The organism is Streptomyces fradiae ATCC 10745 = DSM 40063 (genome assembly GCF_008704425.1).
Classification (GTDB): Bacteria; Actinomycetota; Actinomycetes; order Streptomycetales; family Streptomycetaceae; genus Streptomyces; species Streptomyces fradiae.
Map to the genome: position 1 here is coordinate 5,155,560 of NZ_CP023696.1, position 15,533 is coordinate 5,171,092.

13 protein-coding genes are annotated in these 15,533 nt (G+C 73.2%); 4 read left to right on the forward strand and 9 right to left on the reverse strand.

What is annotated here, in order from left to right:
* Positions 1 to 305: 305 nt before the first annotated feature.
* Entirely contained in the window at positions 306 to 1,445 is a 1,140-nt protein-coding gene (locus CP974_RS23020; RefSeq protein WP_037936133.1) for an AI-2E family transporter, read from the forward strand.
* A gap of 84 nt (positions 1,446 to 1,529) precedes the next feature.
* Here CP974_RS23020 and CP974_RS23025 read toward each other — a convergent pair whose 3' ends face one another.
* The 4 genes from CP974_RS23025 to CP974_RS23040 all read right to left on the reverse strand — a co-directional run bounded on the left by CP974_RS23025 (position 1,530) and on the right by CP974_RS23040 (position 5,862).
* Positions 1,530 to 2,324 (reverse strand): cytochrome d ubiquinol oxidase subunit II, encoded by a 795-nt coding sequence (locus CP974_RS23025; RefSeq protein ID WP_223844510.1) that lies wholly within the window; start codon positions 2,322 to 2,324, stop codon positions 1,530 to 1,532.
* Between the two features lie 17 nt (positions 2,325 to 2,341).
* The gene (locus tag CP974_RS23030; RefSeq protein ID WP_031127885.1) at positions 2,342 to 3,661 is read right to left on the reverse strand and encodes a cytochrome ubiquinol oxidase subunit I; all 1,320 of its coding nucleotides are present in this window, start codon (positions 3,659 to 3,661) and stop codon (positions 2,342 to 2,344) included.
* Between the two features lie 282 nt (positions 3,662 to 3,943).
* Complete coding sequence (locus CP974_RS23035; protein ID WP_031127883.1) at positions 3,944 to 4,612, reverse strand: response regulator; 669 nt, start codon at positions 4,610 to 4,612, stop codon at positions 3,944 to 3,946.
* On the reverse strand, positions 4,609 to 5,862 hold the full coding sequence (locus tag CP974_RS23040; protein WP_078915253.1) for a sensor histidine kinase: 1,254 nt from the start codon (positions 5,860 to 5,862) through the stop codon (positions 4,609 to 4,611). The genes CP974_RS23035 and CP974_RS23040 overlap by 4 nt, the downstream gene beginning before the upstream one ends.
* Positions 5,863 to 6,295: 433 nt before the next feature.
* Between CP974_RS23040 and recA the strand changes: the two genes are divergently transcribed.
* Together recA and recX are read left to right on the forward strand one after the other, a co-directional pair.
* Complete coding sequence (gene recA / locus CP974_RS23045) at positions 6,296 to 7,426, forward strand: recombinase RecA (RefSeq protein WP_031127880.1); 1,131 nt, start codon at positions 6,296 to 6,298, stop codon at positions 7,424 to 7,426.
* A gap of 3 nt (positions 7,427 to 7,429) precedes the next feature.
* Positions 7,430 to 7,999, forward strand: a complete 570-nt coding sequence (recX, locus tag CP974_RS23050; RefSeq protein ID WP_031127879.1) for a recombination regulator RecX — start codon at positions 7,430 to 7,432, stop codon at positions 7,997 to 7,999.
* A 537-nt stretch (positions 8,000 to 8,536) separates the two neighbouring features.
* Here recX and CP974_RS23055 read toward each other — a convergent pair.
* The 5 genes from CP974_RS23055 to CP974_RS23075 form a co-directional block, all read right to left on the reverse strand.
* Positions 8,537 to 10,330, reverse strand: a complete 1,794-nt coding sequence (locus CP974_RS23055; protein WP_037936103.1) for an FAD-dependent monooxygenase — start codon at positions 10,328 to 10,330, stop codon at positions 8,537 to 8,539.
* 498 nt (positions 10,331 to 10,828) lie between these two features.
* Positions 10,829 to 11,710, reverse strand: coding sequence for an amino acid ABC transporter permease (locus tag CP974_RS23060; RefSeq protein ID WP_031127876.1), 882 nt, complete (start codon positions 11,708 to 11,710; stop codon positions 10,829 to 10,831).
* A complete protein-coding gene (locus CP974_RS23065; protein WP_031127875.1) occupies positions 11,707 to 12,381 on the reverse strand; it encodes an amino acid ABC transporter permease in 675 nt (224 codons plus the stop codon). The genes CP974_RS23060 and CP974_RS23065 overlap by 4 nt, the downstream gene beginning before the upstream one ends.
* 119 nt (positions 12,382 to 12,500) lie before the next feature.
* Positions 12,501 to 13,325: a glutamate ABC transporter substrate-binding protein gene (locus CP974_RS23070; protein ID WP_031127873.1), complete on the reverse strand. Its 825-nt coding sequence runs from the start codon at positions 13,323 to 13,325 to the stop codon at positions 12,501 to 12,503.
* A 55-nt stretch (positions 13,326 to 13,380) separates the two neighbouring features.
* The gene (locus tag CP974_RS23075; RefSeq protein WP_031127872.1) at positions 13,381 to 14,166 is read right to left on the reverse strand and encodes an amino acid ABC transporter ATP-binding protein; all 786 of its coding nucleotides are present in this window, start codon (positions 14,164 to 14,166) and stop codon (positions 13,381 to 13,383) included.
* A 631-nt stretch (positions 14,167 to 14,797) separates the two neighbouring features.
* Here CP974_RS23075 and CP974_RS23080 point away from each other — a divergent pair.
* Positions 14,798 to 15,532 (forward strand): response regulator transcription factor, encoded by a 735-nt coding sequence (locus CP974_RS23080; RefSeq protein WP_150485851.1) that lies wholly within the window; start codon positions 14,798 to 14,800, stop codon positions 15,530 to 15,532.
* Position 15,533: the final 1 nt, after the last annotated feature.

Sequence of the window (15,533 nt, forward strand, 5' to 3'; positions counted from 1 at the left end):
CGCCGCGTCCGGCCACCCCGTCCCCCGCGCCCCGGCGGCCCGTCCGGCGGGCCGCCGCCCCATCCCGTTCCGGGGGTTTTCCACAGGTTGAGCGCGCTGTCACCGCGGTGCGCGACACTTTTCCCGTGGCCCCGATCGACGACACCCCGAAGAACGCCCCCGACTCCGAACCGACCACCGAGCCCGCTGCCGGCCCGGCCGGCCCGGTCGCGCCCCCGTCGTCCGCCCCGCCTACCGGTGCGACGGCCGCACCGACCGCACCCGCTCCGGCCCCGCCCGCGGCGGGCGCCGCGACACCGGCCCGCATGCCGCGCTGGCTCCCCAAGGCGATGGCCCTCGCCCTCGCCCTGTACGCCTGCTTCCAACTCGGCAGCTGGGCGTTCCACCAGCTCACCGGGCTGCTGCTCAACATCCTGATCGCGTTCTTCCTCGCCCTCGCCGTGGAGCCGGCGGTCGGGCGCATGGCCGCACGGGGGATGCGCCGGGGCCTGGCCACCTTCCTGGTGTTCGTCGCGGTCGCCATCGTGAGCGTCGGCTTCGTCGTCCTGCTCGGGTCGATGCTCGCGGGCCAGATCGTCGACATGGTCGAGGACCTGCCCGAGTACCTCGACTCACTCATCAACTGGATCAACCACACCTTCAACACGGAGCTGTCCCGCGTCGCCGTCCAGGACAGCCTCCTGCGCTCGGACTGGCTGCGCAGTTACGTGGAGAACAGCGCGAGCGGCGTGCTCGACGTGTCCGCCACCGTGCTGGGCGGCCTCTTCAAGCTGCTGACGATCTTCCTGTTCTCGTTCTACTTCGCCGCCGACGGACCCCGGCTGCGCCGCGCCCTGTGCTCCGTCCTCCCCCCGGCGAAGCAGGCGGAGGTCCTGCGGGCCTGGGAGATCGCGGTCGACAAGACCGGCGGCTACCTCTACTCGCGCGGCCTGATGGCGCTCGCCTCGGGAGCGGCGCACTTCGTCCTGCTGGAGTTCCTCGGCGTCCCCTACGCGCCCGCGCTCGCCGTCTGGGTCGGCCTCGTCTCGCAGTTCCTGCCGACCATCGGCACGTACCTGGCGGGCGCGCTGCCGATGCTGATCGCGTTCACGGTCGCCCCGTGGTACGCGCTGTGGGTGCTGGCGTTCGTCGTGGTGTACCAGCAGTTCGAGAACTACCTGCTCCAGCCGAAGCTCACGGCCAAGACCGTGGACATCCACCCGGCGGTGGCGTTCGGCTCGGTCGTCGCGGGCACCGCGCTGCTCGGTGCCGTCGGCGCCCTGATAGCCATCCCGGCGGTCGCCACCCTCCAGGCGTTCCTCGGGGCGTACGTGAAGCGGTACGCGGTCACGGAGGACCCACGGGTGCACGGCCACCGGCGGCACGGCGAGATGGTGCTGGCGCGGATCCAGCGGGCGCTGCGCACCGGGCGCGACCAGGCGCCGCCGCCCGGCAGCGGCGCCTGACCGGGGAGTCGGCACGGCCCCGGTGAGCGCCACCGCCCGCGAGGGCGCCGCGCAGCCGATGCGGCGGGGCGGCCCCGCCGCAGGTCACAGGTAGGAAGGGCCGGTCACGCGGTGCCGGAAGACCCACCAGGTCCCCGCCTGCACGGCGACGAGCAGCGGCGTCACCACGAGCAGCGCGGGGACGAGCAGCCCGAGCGTGGCGCCGTCGGCCGCCGCCCCGGCCAGCGGCAGCGCCGTCCCGGCGGCCACCGGGACCGCCGCCATCAGGACGGCGGTCAGCGCGAAGGAGGCCCCCGCGCGCGTACGCCCGACCAGTCGCCGGGCCCGCTCGTACGGCGGCCCCGTCAACCGGGCCGCCGCGAAGCCCAGCCCGTGCGCGGCGAACAGCGCCGCGACGGCGACGGACGTCACCACCGCGACCGCCCCGGTCGCGACCCGGCCGGGCGTCCCGCCCAGCACCCCGGCGAGCAGCCAGCCCCACGCCAGGGCCACCGTCCAGCTGCCGCACACGACCGCGCCGTCGCAGCCCGCCCGCCAGCCCCGCCCCGCCCGCCCGGTCACCCGCCCACGCAGCCACAGCCCCGCGTCGCGGACGACCCAGCCGGCCAGCAGCGGAACGACCACGGCGAACTGACCGGTGAGGAGTTCGCCCTCCAGCACGGGGAAACAGCCCACGAACACCCCGGCGGTCGCGACCAGCCACACCTCGTTGCCGAGGAGGAACGGCGCGAACGAGGCGATCACCAGCCGCCGCTCGCGGTCGGTTCGCCCCAGGTAGGGCGCCACCATCCCGGTGCCGATGTCCGCCCCGGCGAGGACGAAGTAGCCGGTCGCGTAGAAGCCGAGCAGGGCGACGGCGAGGGTTTCCACGGAAGGCACGAGGAGGGCTCCTTCGGTCAGTAGCGGGGGGCGGGCAGGGCGTCGGCCGGACCGACCGGGGGCCCGTCACGCGGGTCGGTGTCCGCGTCCGCCCGCTCGTCGCGGCCCAGGGCCACATCGCCGGGACCGCGCCGCGCGTGCCGCCCCAGCAGCCACGCGTTGAGGACGACGAGCGCCGCGAACAGTGTGGTGAAGACGACCAGGGAGAAACGCATCGCGGCGGGCGAGAGGTCGGAGACCGCGTCCTCGGTCCTCAGCAGCCCGTACACCACCCACGGCTGGCGGCCCGCCTCGCGGAAGACCCAGCCGCCGATCATCGCGAGGTACGGCAGGGGAACGGCGGCGATCAGCGCCACATGCCACACCCGGAACCGGAACACGGCATTTCGGAAGAAGGCCAGCACGAACCCGGCGAGCGTGAGGTACAGCATCAGCGCGAAGGCGATCAGCATGACCAGCGCGCCGCCGCGGGTCCAGGCCTCCGACGGGATGTAGTCACCCGGCCCGAACCGCGCGGTCAGCTCCGCCTGGAGCCGGGCCAGCTCCGCCGTGTCATGCCGGAACACCGCCGACTTCACCGGCTGCAGCACGGCGATGGACGCCATCTGGAGCCCGCCGAGGACCGCCGTCACCACCGCCGCCGGGAACGCCAGGAACACCCCGACGCGCAGGCTGCGGCCGAAGAACACCCACTCCGGGGTGCGCCGTAACAGGTGGTACGCGCTGACGGCCGCCATGAAGAACCCCGCCGTGAGCAGCGCGCCGGCCAGGACGTGCCCGAAGGCCAGCAGGGCGCTCGGATTGGTCAGGACGGCGGCCGGGTCCGCCAGGACCACCCGGCCGTCCTCCACGCGGTGGCCGACGGGGTTGTTGAGGAAGCCGTTCGAGACGAGGATCCAGTACGCCGACGCGTACGCGGTGAGCGTGACGATCCAGATGGCCGCCAGGTGCGCCCAGCGGCCCATCCGGTTCCAGCCGAAGATCCACAGGCCGAGGAAGGTCGACTCCACGAAGAACGCCACGATCGTCTCCACGGCGAGCGTCGCCCCGAGGACGTTCCCCGCGTGGTGGGTCAGTCCGCTCCAGCTCAGCCCGAACTGGAACTCCATGACGATGCCGGTCACGATGCCGACCGCGTAGTTGACGACGTAGAGCTGCCCCCAGAACCGGACCAGCCGGGCGTCCAGCTCGCCGCCGCCGAAGGTCGCCTTCGTCTGCAGGCACGCGACGACCGTCACCAGCCCCAGGGTGAGGGCGACGAACAGGAAGTGGCCGCCCGCGGTGAGCGCGAACTGCAGCCGGGCGAGGTCGAGGACTTCCGAGGCGTCTGATTCCACCCCGGCAGCGTCGGGGTACGGCCGCCCCTCTGTCGTCGCCCCCCGGGCGTCAGTGCCCCTACCCCACCGGTTGCGGTCCCCCGCTTCGCGCGTACTCCCGGAGTAGGAGCCGCGGGTCCGCCGGGTCGGGGGTGTCTCAGGGGCGGGATCAGGGCCGCAGCCCGGGACACACGGCCCACCGGGTCGTACCCGGGCCCCCGGGCACGGGGCCTTCCGCCGGGACGGAGCCGGTGCTCGGGTGCGGGGCTTCCATGACGCCGGGCCGGCGCCTCGGCCCGGACGTCAGGCGAGCCAGCCCGGCGTGATCATGCCCGACTCGTACGCGAGGACCACCACCTGCGCCCGGTCGCGCACGCCCAGCTTGGTCATGATGCGGCTGACGTGCGTCTTCGCGGTGGCCGGCGAGAGCACCAGCCGACGGGCGATCTCGTCGTTGGACAGCCCCGCGCCGACCAGGCCCATCACCTCGCGCTCCCGCTCGGTCAGCGCGTTCAGCCGGGGACTCGGGTCCGGCCGCCGACCACGGCGCGCGGCGAACTCGGCGATCAGCCGACGGGTCACGGCGGGGGCGATGAGCGCGTCCCCGCGCGCCACGACCCGGACGCCGTGCAGCAGCTCCATCGGCTCGGTGTCCTTCACCAGGAATCCCGAGGCTCCCGCGCGCAGTGCCCCGTACACGTAGTCGTCGACGTCGAAGGTGGTGAGGATCACCACGCGGACACCGTCCAGCCGGGGGTCGCCGGTGATGCGGCGGGTGGCCTCCAGACCGTCCGCGCCCGGCATGCGGACGTCCATCAGGACGACGTCGGGCCGCAGCTCGCGGGCGAGGGCGACGGCCCGCTCGCCGTCGGACGCCTCGCCCACGACCTCGATGTCGGACTCGCCGTCGAGGATCGACCGGAACCCGGCCCGTACGAGCGTCTGGTCGTCGGCCAGTACGACGCGGATCATTCCGTTCCCCTGGTGGTGGTGAGACGTGTGGGGGCGAGACCCGTGGGGGCGAGGGGGCCGGTGAGCGGCAGACGGGCGGAGACGCGGAAGCCCTGGCCGGTGTCGCCCGCGGTGAGCTCGCCGCCGAAGGCCCGCGCCCTTTCCGCCATGCCGCGCAGGCCGCTGCCCCCCGCCCCGCCGTCGGGTGAGCCCTCGCCGTCGTCCTCGACGCACAGCCCGAGGGCCTCGTCCGTCCAGGTGAGTGTGATCAGGACTTCGCTCGCGCGCGCGTGCCGGGTGACGTTCGTCAGGGACTCCTGCACGATGCGGTACGCGGCGAGGTCCAGGGCGGGCGGCAGCCGTCGCGCCGTGCCCTCCGTGCGGGTGGTGACGTCCAGGCCGGCGGCGCGGGCCCGGCCGACCAGTTCGTCGAGGCGGCCCAGGCCGGAGACGGGGGCGATCGGCGCCTCCTCGGCGCCCTGGCGGAGCACGCCGAGGGTGCCGCGCAGCTCCCGCAGCGCGTCCTTGCTGGTCGCCTTGACCGCCTCCAGGGCCCGTGTGGCGGCGGGCAGTGCCTCTGCGGGCGCCGGCCTCCTGGTCAGCCCGTGCAGGGCGGCGCTGGACTGGACGTGGATCAGCGAGAGGCTGTGCCCGAGGACGTCGTGCACCTCACGCGCGATGCGCAGCCGTTCCTCGGCGACGCTCTGGAGGGCGCGCGCCTCCTGCTCCCGCTGGGCAGCCAGGGCGCGCTGCTCGGCCTCGCGGAGGTAGGCGAGCCGGGCGCGCTGGGCACGGCCCACGGCGACGAGGCTGATCAGCCAGCCGGCCAGCATCACCAGGGAGGTGTCGTCGATCTGGCGCCGCCCCGTCTCCTGGCGCATCTCGCCCAGGCCGACCGCCAGGAGCGTGACGGACGCCAGGGCGGCGGCGGCCGCGAACCGGCCCTCAGCGGCCGCCGTGTACAGGGCCAGCGCGAAGGTGACCATGAGCGGGCCGTCGTGCGAACTGGTCGGGTAGTAGACGACCGAGGCGAGCAGTGTGACGACGGCCACGGCGACCGGGGCGCGGCGCCGCAGCGGCAGCGCGCCGCACGCCACCGCGATGAGGAGCCAGCCGAGGAGCGTACGCGGAAGCGACTCGCTGCCCGCCGGAGCGGAGAGGATGGAGAAGGCCGTCCAGCCGGTGACGAGGACGGTGACGGCGGCGGTCACGGCCAGGTCGGCCGTCCGCGCGGACACACGGCCGCGTCGTACGGGGGAGGGGAGGGCCATGCCAGGAAGGATAGGCGCGCCCGGCACCGACGGCGCCGCCGACCGGTGCCGGGGACGTGATCCGGCGGGCCCCGATCCCGCAGGGCTTCCCGCCCTGTGAGTCGCCCCCCCCGCAGGGCTCGCCGCCCGGCGAGGCAACCCCGGGGTGCTCCCGCCCGCCGAGGTCCCTGTTCCGGCGGCGCCCCCGGCCCCGCCGGGCACCGATTCGGCGATGGCGCAGGTCGGCGTCCGGCTCGCCGGGGTTGTCCACAGCCGGCGTGGCTCGCTTGACACTGAAATCGAACGTCCGTTCTTATGGGGGTGTGGCCTGGCGCTTCGCGAAGTGAGGCGGGAGTTATCCACAGGCCGGGAGGTACGTCGGGGCGCATTGTCAGTGGCAGGGGTTAGCGTCTTTGACGTGAAGCGATCGACTCAAGCAAACCGGGTGGAACCCATGGCAGGAACCGACCGCGAGAAGGCGCTCGACGCCGCGCTCGCACAGATTGAACGGCAGTTCGGCAAGGGCGCCGTGATGCGCATGGGCGAGCGGTCCCAGGAGCCCATCGAGGTCATCCCGACCGGCTCGACCGCGCTCGACGTGGCGCTCGGTGTCGGTGGCCTGCCGCGCGGCCGTGTGGTGGAGATCTACGGCCCGGAGTCCTCCGGCAAGACGACCCTGACCCTGCACGCCGTGGCCAACGCGCAGAAGGCCGGCGGCCAGGTCGCGTTCGTCGACGCGGAGCACGCCCTCGACCCCGAGTACGCCAAGAAGCTCGGCGTCGACATCGACAACCTGATCCTGTCGCAGCCGGACAACGGCGAGCAGGCCCTGGAGATCGTGGACATGCTCGTCCGCTCCGGGGCGCTCGACCTGATCGTCATCGACTCCGTCGCCGCACTCGTGCCGCGCGCGGAGATCGAGGGCGAGATGGGCGACTCGCACGTGGGCCTCCAGGCCCGCCTGATGAGCCAGGCGCTCCGCAAGATCACCAGCGCGCTCAACCAGTCCAAGACCACGGCGATCTTCATCAACCAGCTCCGCGAGAAGATCGGCGTGATGTTCGGCTCGCCGGAGACCACGACCGGTGGCCGCGCGCTGAAGTTCTACGCGTCGGTGCGCATCGACATCCGCCGCATCGAGACGCTCAAGGACGGCACGGACGCGGTCGGCAACCGCACCCGCTGCAAGGTCGTCAAGAACAAGGTGGCCCCGCCGTTCAAGCAGGCCGAGTTCGACATCCTCTACGGCGAGGGCATCAGCCGCGAGGGCGGCCTGATCGACATGGGCGTGGAGCACGGCTTCATCCGCAAGGCCGGCGCCTGGTACACGTACGAGGGCGACCAGCTGGGCCAGGGCAAGGAGAACGCCCGCAACTTCCTCAAGGACAACCCCGACCTCGCCAACGAGATCGAGAAGAAGATCAAGGTGAAGCTGGGCGTCGGCGTCCGTCCCGACACCTCGGCGGCTGAGCCCGCCGCAGCGGCCTCGGGCACGGCGGACGCGACGGCCGAGGCGGCCAAGTCCGTCCCCGCACCGGCGACGAAGGCCGCGAAGGCGACCAAGGCGACGGCGGCCAAGGCGTAACCCATGGCCCGGCGCACCGAATGGCCGGGCGGCAGCCCCGACTCGTCGAGGGCCGAGAAGGAGCTGCCGCCCCAGGACCCGGCCGAGCAGGCGCGGGCGATCTGCCTGCGCCTGCTCACCGGGATGCCGCGCACCCGCAGACAACTCGCGGACGCGCTCCACAAGCGGGGGATCCCGGAGGAGGTCGCCGAGGACGTCCTGTCCCGCTTCGAGGACGTGGGACTGATCGACGACGCCGCGTTCGCCGGGGCATGGGTGGAGTCCCGGCACCACGGCCGCGGGCTGGCCCGCCGCGCCCTGGCACGGGAGCTCCGCACCAAAGGCGTCGACTCGGCCGTGATCGACGAGGCGGTCGGCCGGCTCGACGCGGACCGGGAGGAGGCGACGGCCCGCGAGCTCGTCCAGCGCAAGCTGCGCTCCACGCGCGGGCTCGACCGCGACCGCCGGCTCCGCCGCCTCGCGGGCATGCTCGCCCGCAAGGGCTACCCCGAGGGCCTCGCCCTCCGCGTCGTCCGCCGCGCCCTGGAGGAGGAGGGCGAGGACACCGAGGACCTGGACTTCGACCCCACCTGACCACCGCCGCCGCCGACCGTACGCGAGGACTGCCGCGACGGCACGCCGCCCGAGGAGGCAGGGAGGACCCTGCGCCCGCCCGCGCCGGGGCACCGCCGTGGTGCGCCACGCCCGGCGGTGGCGCGCGGGGCGCGCCGGTGTGCCAGACCCGGTCCACCCGGTCGCGGACGCGTTCACGTCGGCCGCCGGGGCGGCCGAGACCTGCCGGTCCGTACCACCAGCCGCGAAGCGCCGGCCGTCGAGCTCGTGCGCCTGGCCGCCGGTCGGCAGACGCAGCGCCGGTTCGGGCAGCCACGACCGACGCAGCCACGTCGGCCCCTCGCCGCCCAGCCCGTCGACCACTGGCCCCTCGGCCCATGGCTCGGCCCCTCACCTGGTGGAGCCGTCAGAGCGCGTGGACGCCGGGCCCGGTCACCGGCGCTTCGGATGACGCGCGTGGTTCGGTACGGGCGCCGGGCCGGCCCGGCGGGCCGAGGGCGACCAGGGCCGCGGCCGGGCGCAGGCGCCGCGGCCACCGGCGCGGTCGGGCCGTCCGGCTCAGGGCACGGACGCTTCCTCCGGGGTTTCGGACCCCTGCCTGTCGGGCGCGCCACCGCGCAGGGTCCGCGCCGCCGTACGCAGCGCGTCGGGGTGGACGCCCGCGAAGGCCGCGGCGAGGTGGCCGTCAGGCCGTACGAGCAGGACCGTGTGGGCCGCGGCGCCCGGGTACGCCTCGGTGACCAGCAGCTCGGCCGCCACGGGCAGGGCCCGCACCGTCTCCGCGAGCCGGGGCATGACGCCGGCGGTCACCCAGTGGCGCCTGTCCCACACGCCCGTGCCCGGCGCTACCAGGACGACCAGCGCACTGCGCCCCAGCCGGTCGCGCAGCCGACCCGCCGTGCCGTCCGGCGCGGTCACCGGCACGTCGGCGACCGGCGCGCCCGGCTCCGTACCGACCTCCACCGCGCTCTCCGGGTCCATCGGTGTGAGCGGCGAGAGCGGGTACGCGGGCGGAGCGCCCAGCGGTCCCCGCCCCAGATGCGCGTCCGCCAGGAGCGCGTCGAGCCCTCGCGCGCCGCCCCGCAGGTACGTCCGCAGCCCGCCCCCGCTCCGCAGCGCCGGAAGGGCCTGGTCGGCGGCGCGGAGCCGGGCGGCCACCGCCGTGCGCCGCTCCGCCTCGTAGCTGTCCAGCAGCACCTGCGGCGAGTCTCCGCCGTGCCAGGCCCCGGCGAGCTTCCACGCCAGGTTCTCCGCGTCCCGCAGGCCCTCGTCCAGACCCTGCGTGCCCAGCGCGCCCAGCAGGTGCGCGGCGTCCCCCGCCAGGAACGCCCGGTCCACACGCCAGCTCCGCGCCAGCCGGTGGTGCACGGTGTACACGCCCGTGTCGACCAGCTCGTACGCGGGCGTGTCCCCGCACCAGCCGGCCAGGGTCTCCCGGATGCGGCTCACCAGGGCCTCCGGCGTCACCAGCTCGCCGCGCGGCGGCAGCAGCCAGTCCAGCCGCCAGCCCCCGTCCGGCAGCGGGCGCGCCGACACCTCGTCCCCGCCGCTCCGCCACGGGGGCCGGCGGTGCAGCACCGCCTCGCCGGGCCACGGCAGCTCCGTGCGCAACATCGCCACGGCGTGGCGCTCCACCGCCGTACGCCCGGGGAAGCGGATGCCCAGCAGTTTGCGGACCGTGGAACGGGCGCCGTCGCACCCCACCACGTAGCCGCCCCGCCACCAGGTCTCGTGGCGTCCCCGGGTGTGGACCGACACTCCTCCCGCGTCCTGCTCCAGCGCGTCGACCCGGCTCTCCGTGACGAGCCGGACCAGCCGCGCGGCGGGCGGCGCCGCGAGGGCGGCGCGCAGCGCGCCCGTGAGCGCGTGCTGCGGGACGTGCAGCGGCGCGGGGACGCCCTCGACGCCCTCCTCGGCAGCGTTGGCGTCCGGCCCCGGGCCGGTGACCTCGCCCGGCCCCCGGCCCGCACCGCGCCCCAGACCTCCGAGCCCGGCCGACCCGCGGCCGGCGGCGTCCCGCTCGCCCGGCAGGCCATGGCCGTGGCCGCGCGCCTCACCGGTTCCGGCGACGCCCTCGGGGGCGTCCGCGAAGGTGTGGCGGTGTACCAGCTGACGACGCCGCACGGCCCGCCAGGCGTTCCACCGCACGCCCTCCTCGTGCAGCGCCGCGCCGCAGCCCAGCCGCTCCACGAATCCGGCCGTGTCAGCCCGGAGCACCGCGGTCCGGGCGGGCCGGTACTCGTCCTCACCCGCCCCCTCGTCCAGCACCACGCACGGCACCTCCTGGGCGGCCAGCGCCAGGGCCAGCGCGAGCCCGACCGGGCCCGCGCCGACGATGATCACCGGGTCCACGACAGGACTCCAGTGGCACCTGTGGTTCCAGTGAGCTGAGTGATGTCAGTGGCCGCTGTGACTCCAGTGACCTCTGAGGCTCGGGCGCCCCTCCGATGAGCAGGAGAAACGCATGAAGATACGACTGGAACCCGGTGAGTGATCACAGTTCGTATGCAACCCACTGCCTGTGCTTGCGTCAAGTGACGGGGCAGGGAGGCCCCGCGCTCGCGCGTGCGCGGCGCACCGGAGACGCAAGGGCGGCGCATCGCAGGCAAGTGGGAGCGGCGCACCGCAGGCAGGGGACGCGGCGCACCGGAGGCGAAGGGCGACGCGGGCGGGCGAGGGCGTCCACGCGGGCGCAGGTGAGGCCCGCGACGGTCGTTGACGGCGAAGACAGACGGTCGATCACGGCGAAGACAGACGACGGCGCACGCGAGGCCCGCGACCGTCGCGGGCCTCGCGTGCGCCGAGGGGGCGGCGGCCACCAGGCCACCGCCCCCCGCAGCATCCGGCTCCCTACGCGACGCCGCCGCCCATCTGGGAGTCGATCTCCTTGATGTCCACGACCGCGCCGGTGCTCTTCTTGCGCCGCCGCATCAGACCCTCCAGCCACGCGGCGAGCTGCGTCAGCGCGCCGTTCACGAGGATGTAGATCAGTGCCACCACGGTGATCGTCGCGATCGTGTTGGCGCCGTAGTTGGCGGTGATCGGGCGGATCTGGAAGAGCAGCTCGCTCAGACCCAGGATCGCGCCGCCCAGCGCGGTGTCCTTGACGATGACCACGAGCTGGCTGACCAGCGCCGGCAGCATCGCCGTGACCGCCTGCGGCAGCAGCACGTACCCCATGATCTGGCCCTTGCGCATGCCGATCGCCTTGGCGGCGTCGGTCTGGCCGTACGGCAGGGACAGGATGCCGGCCCGGACGATCTCCGCGATGACGGAGGCGTTGTACAGAACGAGGCCGGTCACCACCGCGTACAGCGGCCTGACCTCCGACGCGATCGGCGTGAACTGGGCGAACACCGCGTTCGCGAAGATCATCATCAGCAGCACGGGGATCGCGCGGAAGAACTCCACGACCGCGCCCACCGGACCCCGGACCCACGCGTGGTCGGAGAGGCGGCCGATGCCGAGCAGCGCGCCCAGCGGCAGGGCGATCACCAGCGCCAGCCCCGCCGCCTTCAGCGTCTCGACGAGGCCCGGCAGGAGGAAGGTCGTCCAGACGGCGCCGTCGGTGACGAACGGCTTCCACTTGTCGGCCGCCAGCTGCCCCTTGTCGGCCATGACGGACAGTGCCCACCAGACCACGAGGCCCACCAGGACGACGAAGACGGCCGAGTACAGGATGTTCCGCAGCCTGGCCTTGGGGCCCGGGGTGTCGTACAGAACGGAACTCATCGCTTCACCGCCACGCGCTTGGCCACCCAGCCCAGGAGCAGGCCGGTGGGAAGAGTGAGGAGCACGAACCCGAGGGCGAAGACGCCGAAGACGGCGAACAGCGCGTCGGCCTCGTTCTCGACCATTTCCTTCATCAGCAGCGCCGCCTCGGCGACGCCGATCGCCGCCGCGACGGTCGTGTTCTTCGTCAGGGCGATCAGGACGTTCGCGAGCGGGGCCACCACCGAGCGGAACGCCTGCGGCAGCACGATCAGGGTCAGCACCTGGAAGAAGCTCAGCCCCAGGGCCCGCGCCGCCTCGGCCTGCCCGACCGGCACGGTGTTGATGCCGGAGCGCAGCGCCTCGCAGACGAACGTGCCCGTGTACGCCACCAGGCCGAGCACCGCCATGCGGAAGCCGATGTCCTTGAAGGTCTCGCCCCCCAGGGCGAACCCGAGCGTCTGGTTGAGCACCAGCGAGCAGCTGACGACCACGATGGTCAGCGGGGTGTTCCGGACGAGGTTGACGTACGCGGTCCCGAAGGCCCGCATCAGCGGTACCGGGCTCACCCGCATGCCCGCCAGCAGGGTGCCCCAGATCAGGGAGCCCACCGCCGAGTAGAGGGTGAGCTGGACGGTCACCCAGAAGGCGCCGAGCAGGTCGTACTGCGGAGAATCAAGAAAGTCGAACACGTTGACCCGCGCTCTCCCCTGGTTGGATCGTGGGAGGCGCCGCCGGCCCGGCCTGGGCCGACGGCGCCTCACCGCTGCTGCTGCCTTGCGCCGGTCCGCCGCTCAGGCGGCGGGGCGGCTCACTTCTCGGTGATCTGCGGCGCGGGCTCGTTCTTGTAGTTCGCCGGACCGAAGTTCTTCTCGACGAACTTGTCCCAGGAGCCGTCCGACTTCATCTTCTCGATGGCCGCGTTGATCTTGTCGCGGAGCTCCTTGTCGCCCTTCTTCAGGCCGATGCCGTAGGGCTCGTCGCTCAGCTTCAGACCGGCCAGCTTGAACTTGCCCTGGTGCTCCTTCTGCGCCGCGTAGCCGGCGAGGATGGAGTCGTCGGTGGTCAGGGCGTCGACGCCCTTGTTCTCCAGGCCGGTCAGGCACTCGGAGTAGCCGCCCTGCTGCAGCAGGTCCGCCTTGGGGGCCAGCTTCTCCTTGACGTTCTGCGCGGAGGTGGAGCCGGTGACCGAGCAGAGCTTCTTGGAGTTGAGGTCCTCGGCCTTCTTGATCGAGTCGTCGTCGGCGCGGACCAGGAGGTCCTGGTGGGCGAGGAAGTACGGGCCGGCGAAGTCCACGACGGCCTTGCGCTTGTCGTTGATCGTGTAGCTGGCCACGACGAACTTCACGTCGCCGTTGCGGATCAGGTTCTCGCGCTCGGCGCTGGGCGCCTGCTTCCACTCGATCTTGTCGGCGCTGTAGCCCAGCTCCTTGGCGACGTACGTGGCCACGTCGACGTCGAAGCCGGTGTACTTGCCGTCCGTGGTCCGCAGGCCGAGACCGGGCTGGTCGAACTTGATACCGATGGTGATCTTGTCGCTGCCGGAGGCCGTGTCGCCGCCGGAGCCGCACGCGGTCGCGCCGATCGAGAGGGTCAGAACCGCGGCGAGGGCCGCACTGGTCTTGCGGAACTGCATGGTGAACATCCCTTGTGTCGTGGTCCGGCCGTGGTCGTCCGGCGCAGGGGGGTGGTCAGTGGTGAAGGATCTTCGAAAGGAAGTCCTTGGCCCGGTCGCTGCGCGGGTTGCTGAAGAACTGGTCGGGCGCCGCCTCCTCGACGATCCGCCCGTCGGCCATGAAGACCACCCGGTTCGCCGCGGAGCGGGCGAAGCCCATCTCGTGGGTGACGACGACCATCGTCATGCCCTCGCGCGCCAGCTGCTGCATGACTTCGAGGACCTCGTTGATCATCTCCGGGTCGAGCGCCGAGGTGGGCTCGTCGAAGAGCATCACCTTGGGTCCCATGGCCAGCGCCCGCGCGATGGCGACGCGCTGCTGCTGGCCGCCGGAGAGCTGCGCCGGGTACTTGTCGGCCTGCGTGCCGACCCCGACGCGGTCCAGCAGGGCCCGCGCCTTCGCCTCGGCCTCCTTCTTGTCCGCCTTGCGGACCTTGACCTGGCCCAGCGTGACGTTCTCCAGCACCGTCTTGTGCGCGAAGAGGTTGAAGGACTGGAAGACCATCCCGACGTCCGCCCGCAGCCGGGCGAGCTCCCTGCCCTCGTCGGGCAGCGGCTTGCCGTCGATGGTGATCGTGCCCGAGTCGATCGTCTCCAGGCGGTTGATGGTGCGGCACAGCGTGGACTTGCCGGACCCGGACGGCCCGATGACGACCACGACCTCGCCGCGGGCGATCGTCAGGTCGATGTCCTGGAGCACGTGCAGCGCGCCGAAGTGCTTGTTGACGTTGCTCAGTACGACCAGGTCGCCCGCCGTCGGTGCGGCGTCCGCTGCTCCCTTGGTCACTGACACTCCGCTCATCGCCTCTCGCTCCGTCCTGCTCGGTTGCACAGGACATTAAGCACGCCTGACGAGCAGCGTCAGCACATCTGAGCGGAAATTGAGCATAACGATCCGGCGGCAACCGGACACTCCGTGTGAACGGGGCGTGTGCCGGAATACCGGCTGCGTAACGGATGTGCGCACCGGCCGCGCGCGCTCTTGACTGGCGCTCCGCCATCGGGATTCATGCCAGTGGTGGAACGCTGCCGGAACGCGGTCGCCACCTGGCACCATCTCCGGGTACGCCCGCGGCGCCGCGGACCGGCCGGCCGGCGGACACGCCGTACGGCCGACCCTGCGCCACCGGGGCGACGCTCCGGTGACGCCCGCGTGTCCGCGGGCCGAGCCGGTCCTGAACGCCGTGAGACCCGCATGACCGGGACCCGTACGACGGACGGGACCCGCACGACGGCACCCGCGGCCCCGACACCCGCGGACGCGGGACCGACCGAGACCGACGAGACGGACCGAGACCGACCGAGACCGACCGAGACCTACCCAAGACCGACCGAGACCGACCGAGACCGACCCGAGACCCGAGATGCGAGCGAGGCCCGTGCGAGCCGCGGGGCTCATGAGACCTGGAGCCACTTCCGGAGGGGGGCCCGAAATGAGACTGCTGCTGGTCGAGGACGACGACCACGTCGCCGCCGCTCTGTCCGCCGTCCTCAGGAAGCACGGCTTCACCGTCACCCACGCCCGCAACGGCGAGGAGGCCCTCAAGGCCGTCCTCCCCTGCGACGAGCCGGGAAGGCCGCCGTTCGGCGTGATCCTCCTCGACCTCGGCCTCCCCGACCAGGACGGCTACCAGGTCTGCGGCAGGCTCCGGAAGCTGACGGCCACCCCCGTGATCATGGTGACCGCCCGCGCGGACGTCCGGTCGCGCATCCACGGGCTGAACCTCGGCGCCGACGACTACGTGGTCAAGCCGTACGACACGGGCGAGCTGCTGGCCCGTATCCACGCCGTCAGCCGGCGCGCCACCGGCCCCGCCGACCCGGAGGACACCGGCTCCCACCCGGTCGTCGGCCCCGCCGACCCGGTCCGCCTCGGCCAGGTCGTCGTCGAGCTGCCCACCCGCCGCGTCACCGTGGACGGCTCGGCCGTCCAGCTGACCCGCAAGGAGTTCGACCTGCTCGCGCTCCTGGCGCAGCGGCCGGGCGTCGTCTTCCGCCGCGAGCAGATCATCAGTGAGGTGTGGCGGACGAGCTGGGAGGGGACCGGCCGGACCCTGGAGGTCCATGTGGCCTCCCTCCGCTCGAAGCTGCGGATGCCCGCCCTCATCGAGACGGTCCGCGGCGGCGGCTACCGGCTCGTCGCCCCCGCCCCGTCCCCGCGCGCGTAGC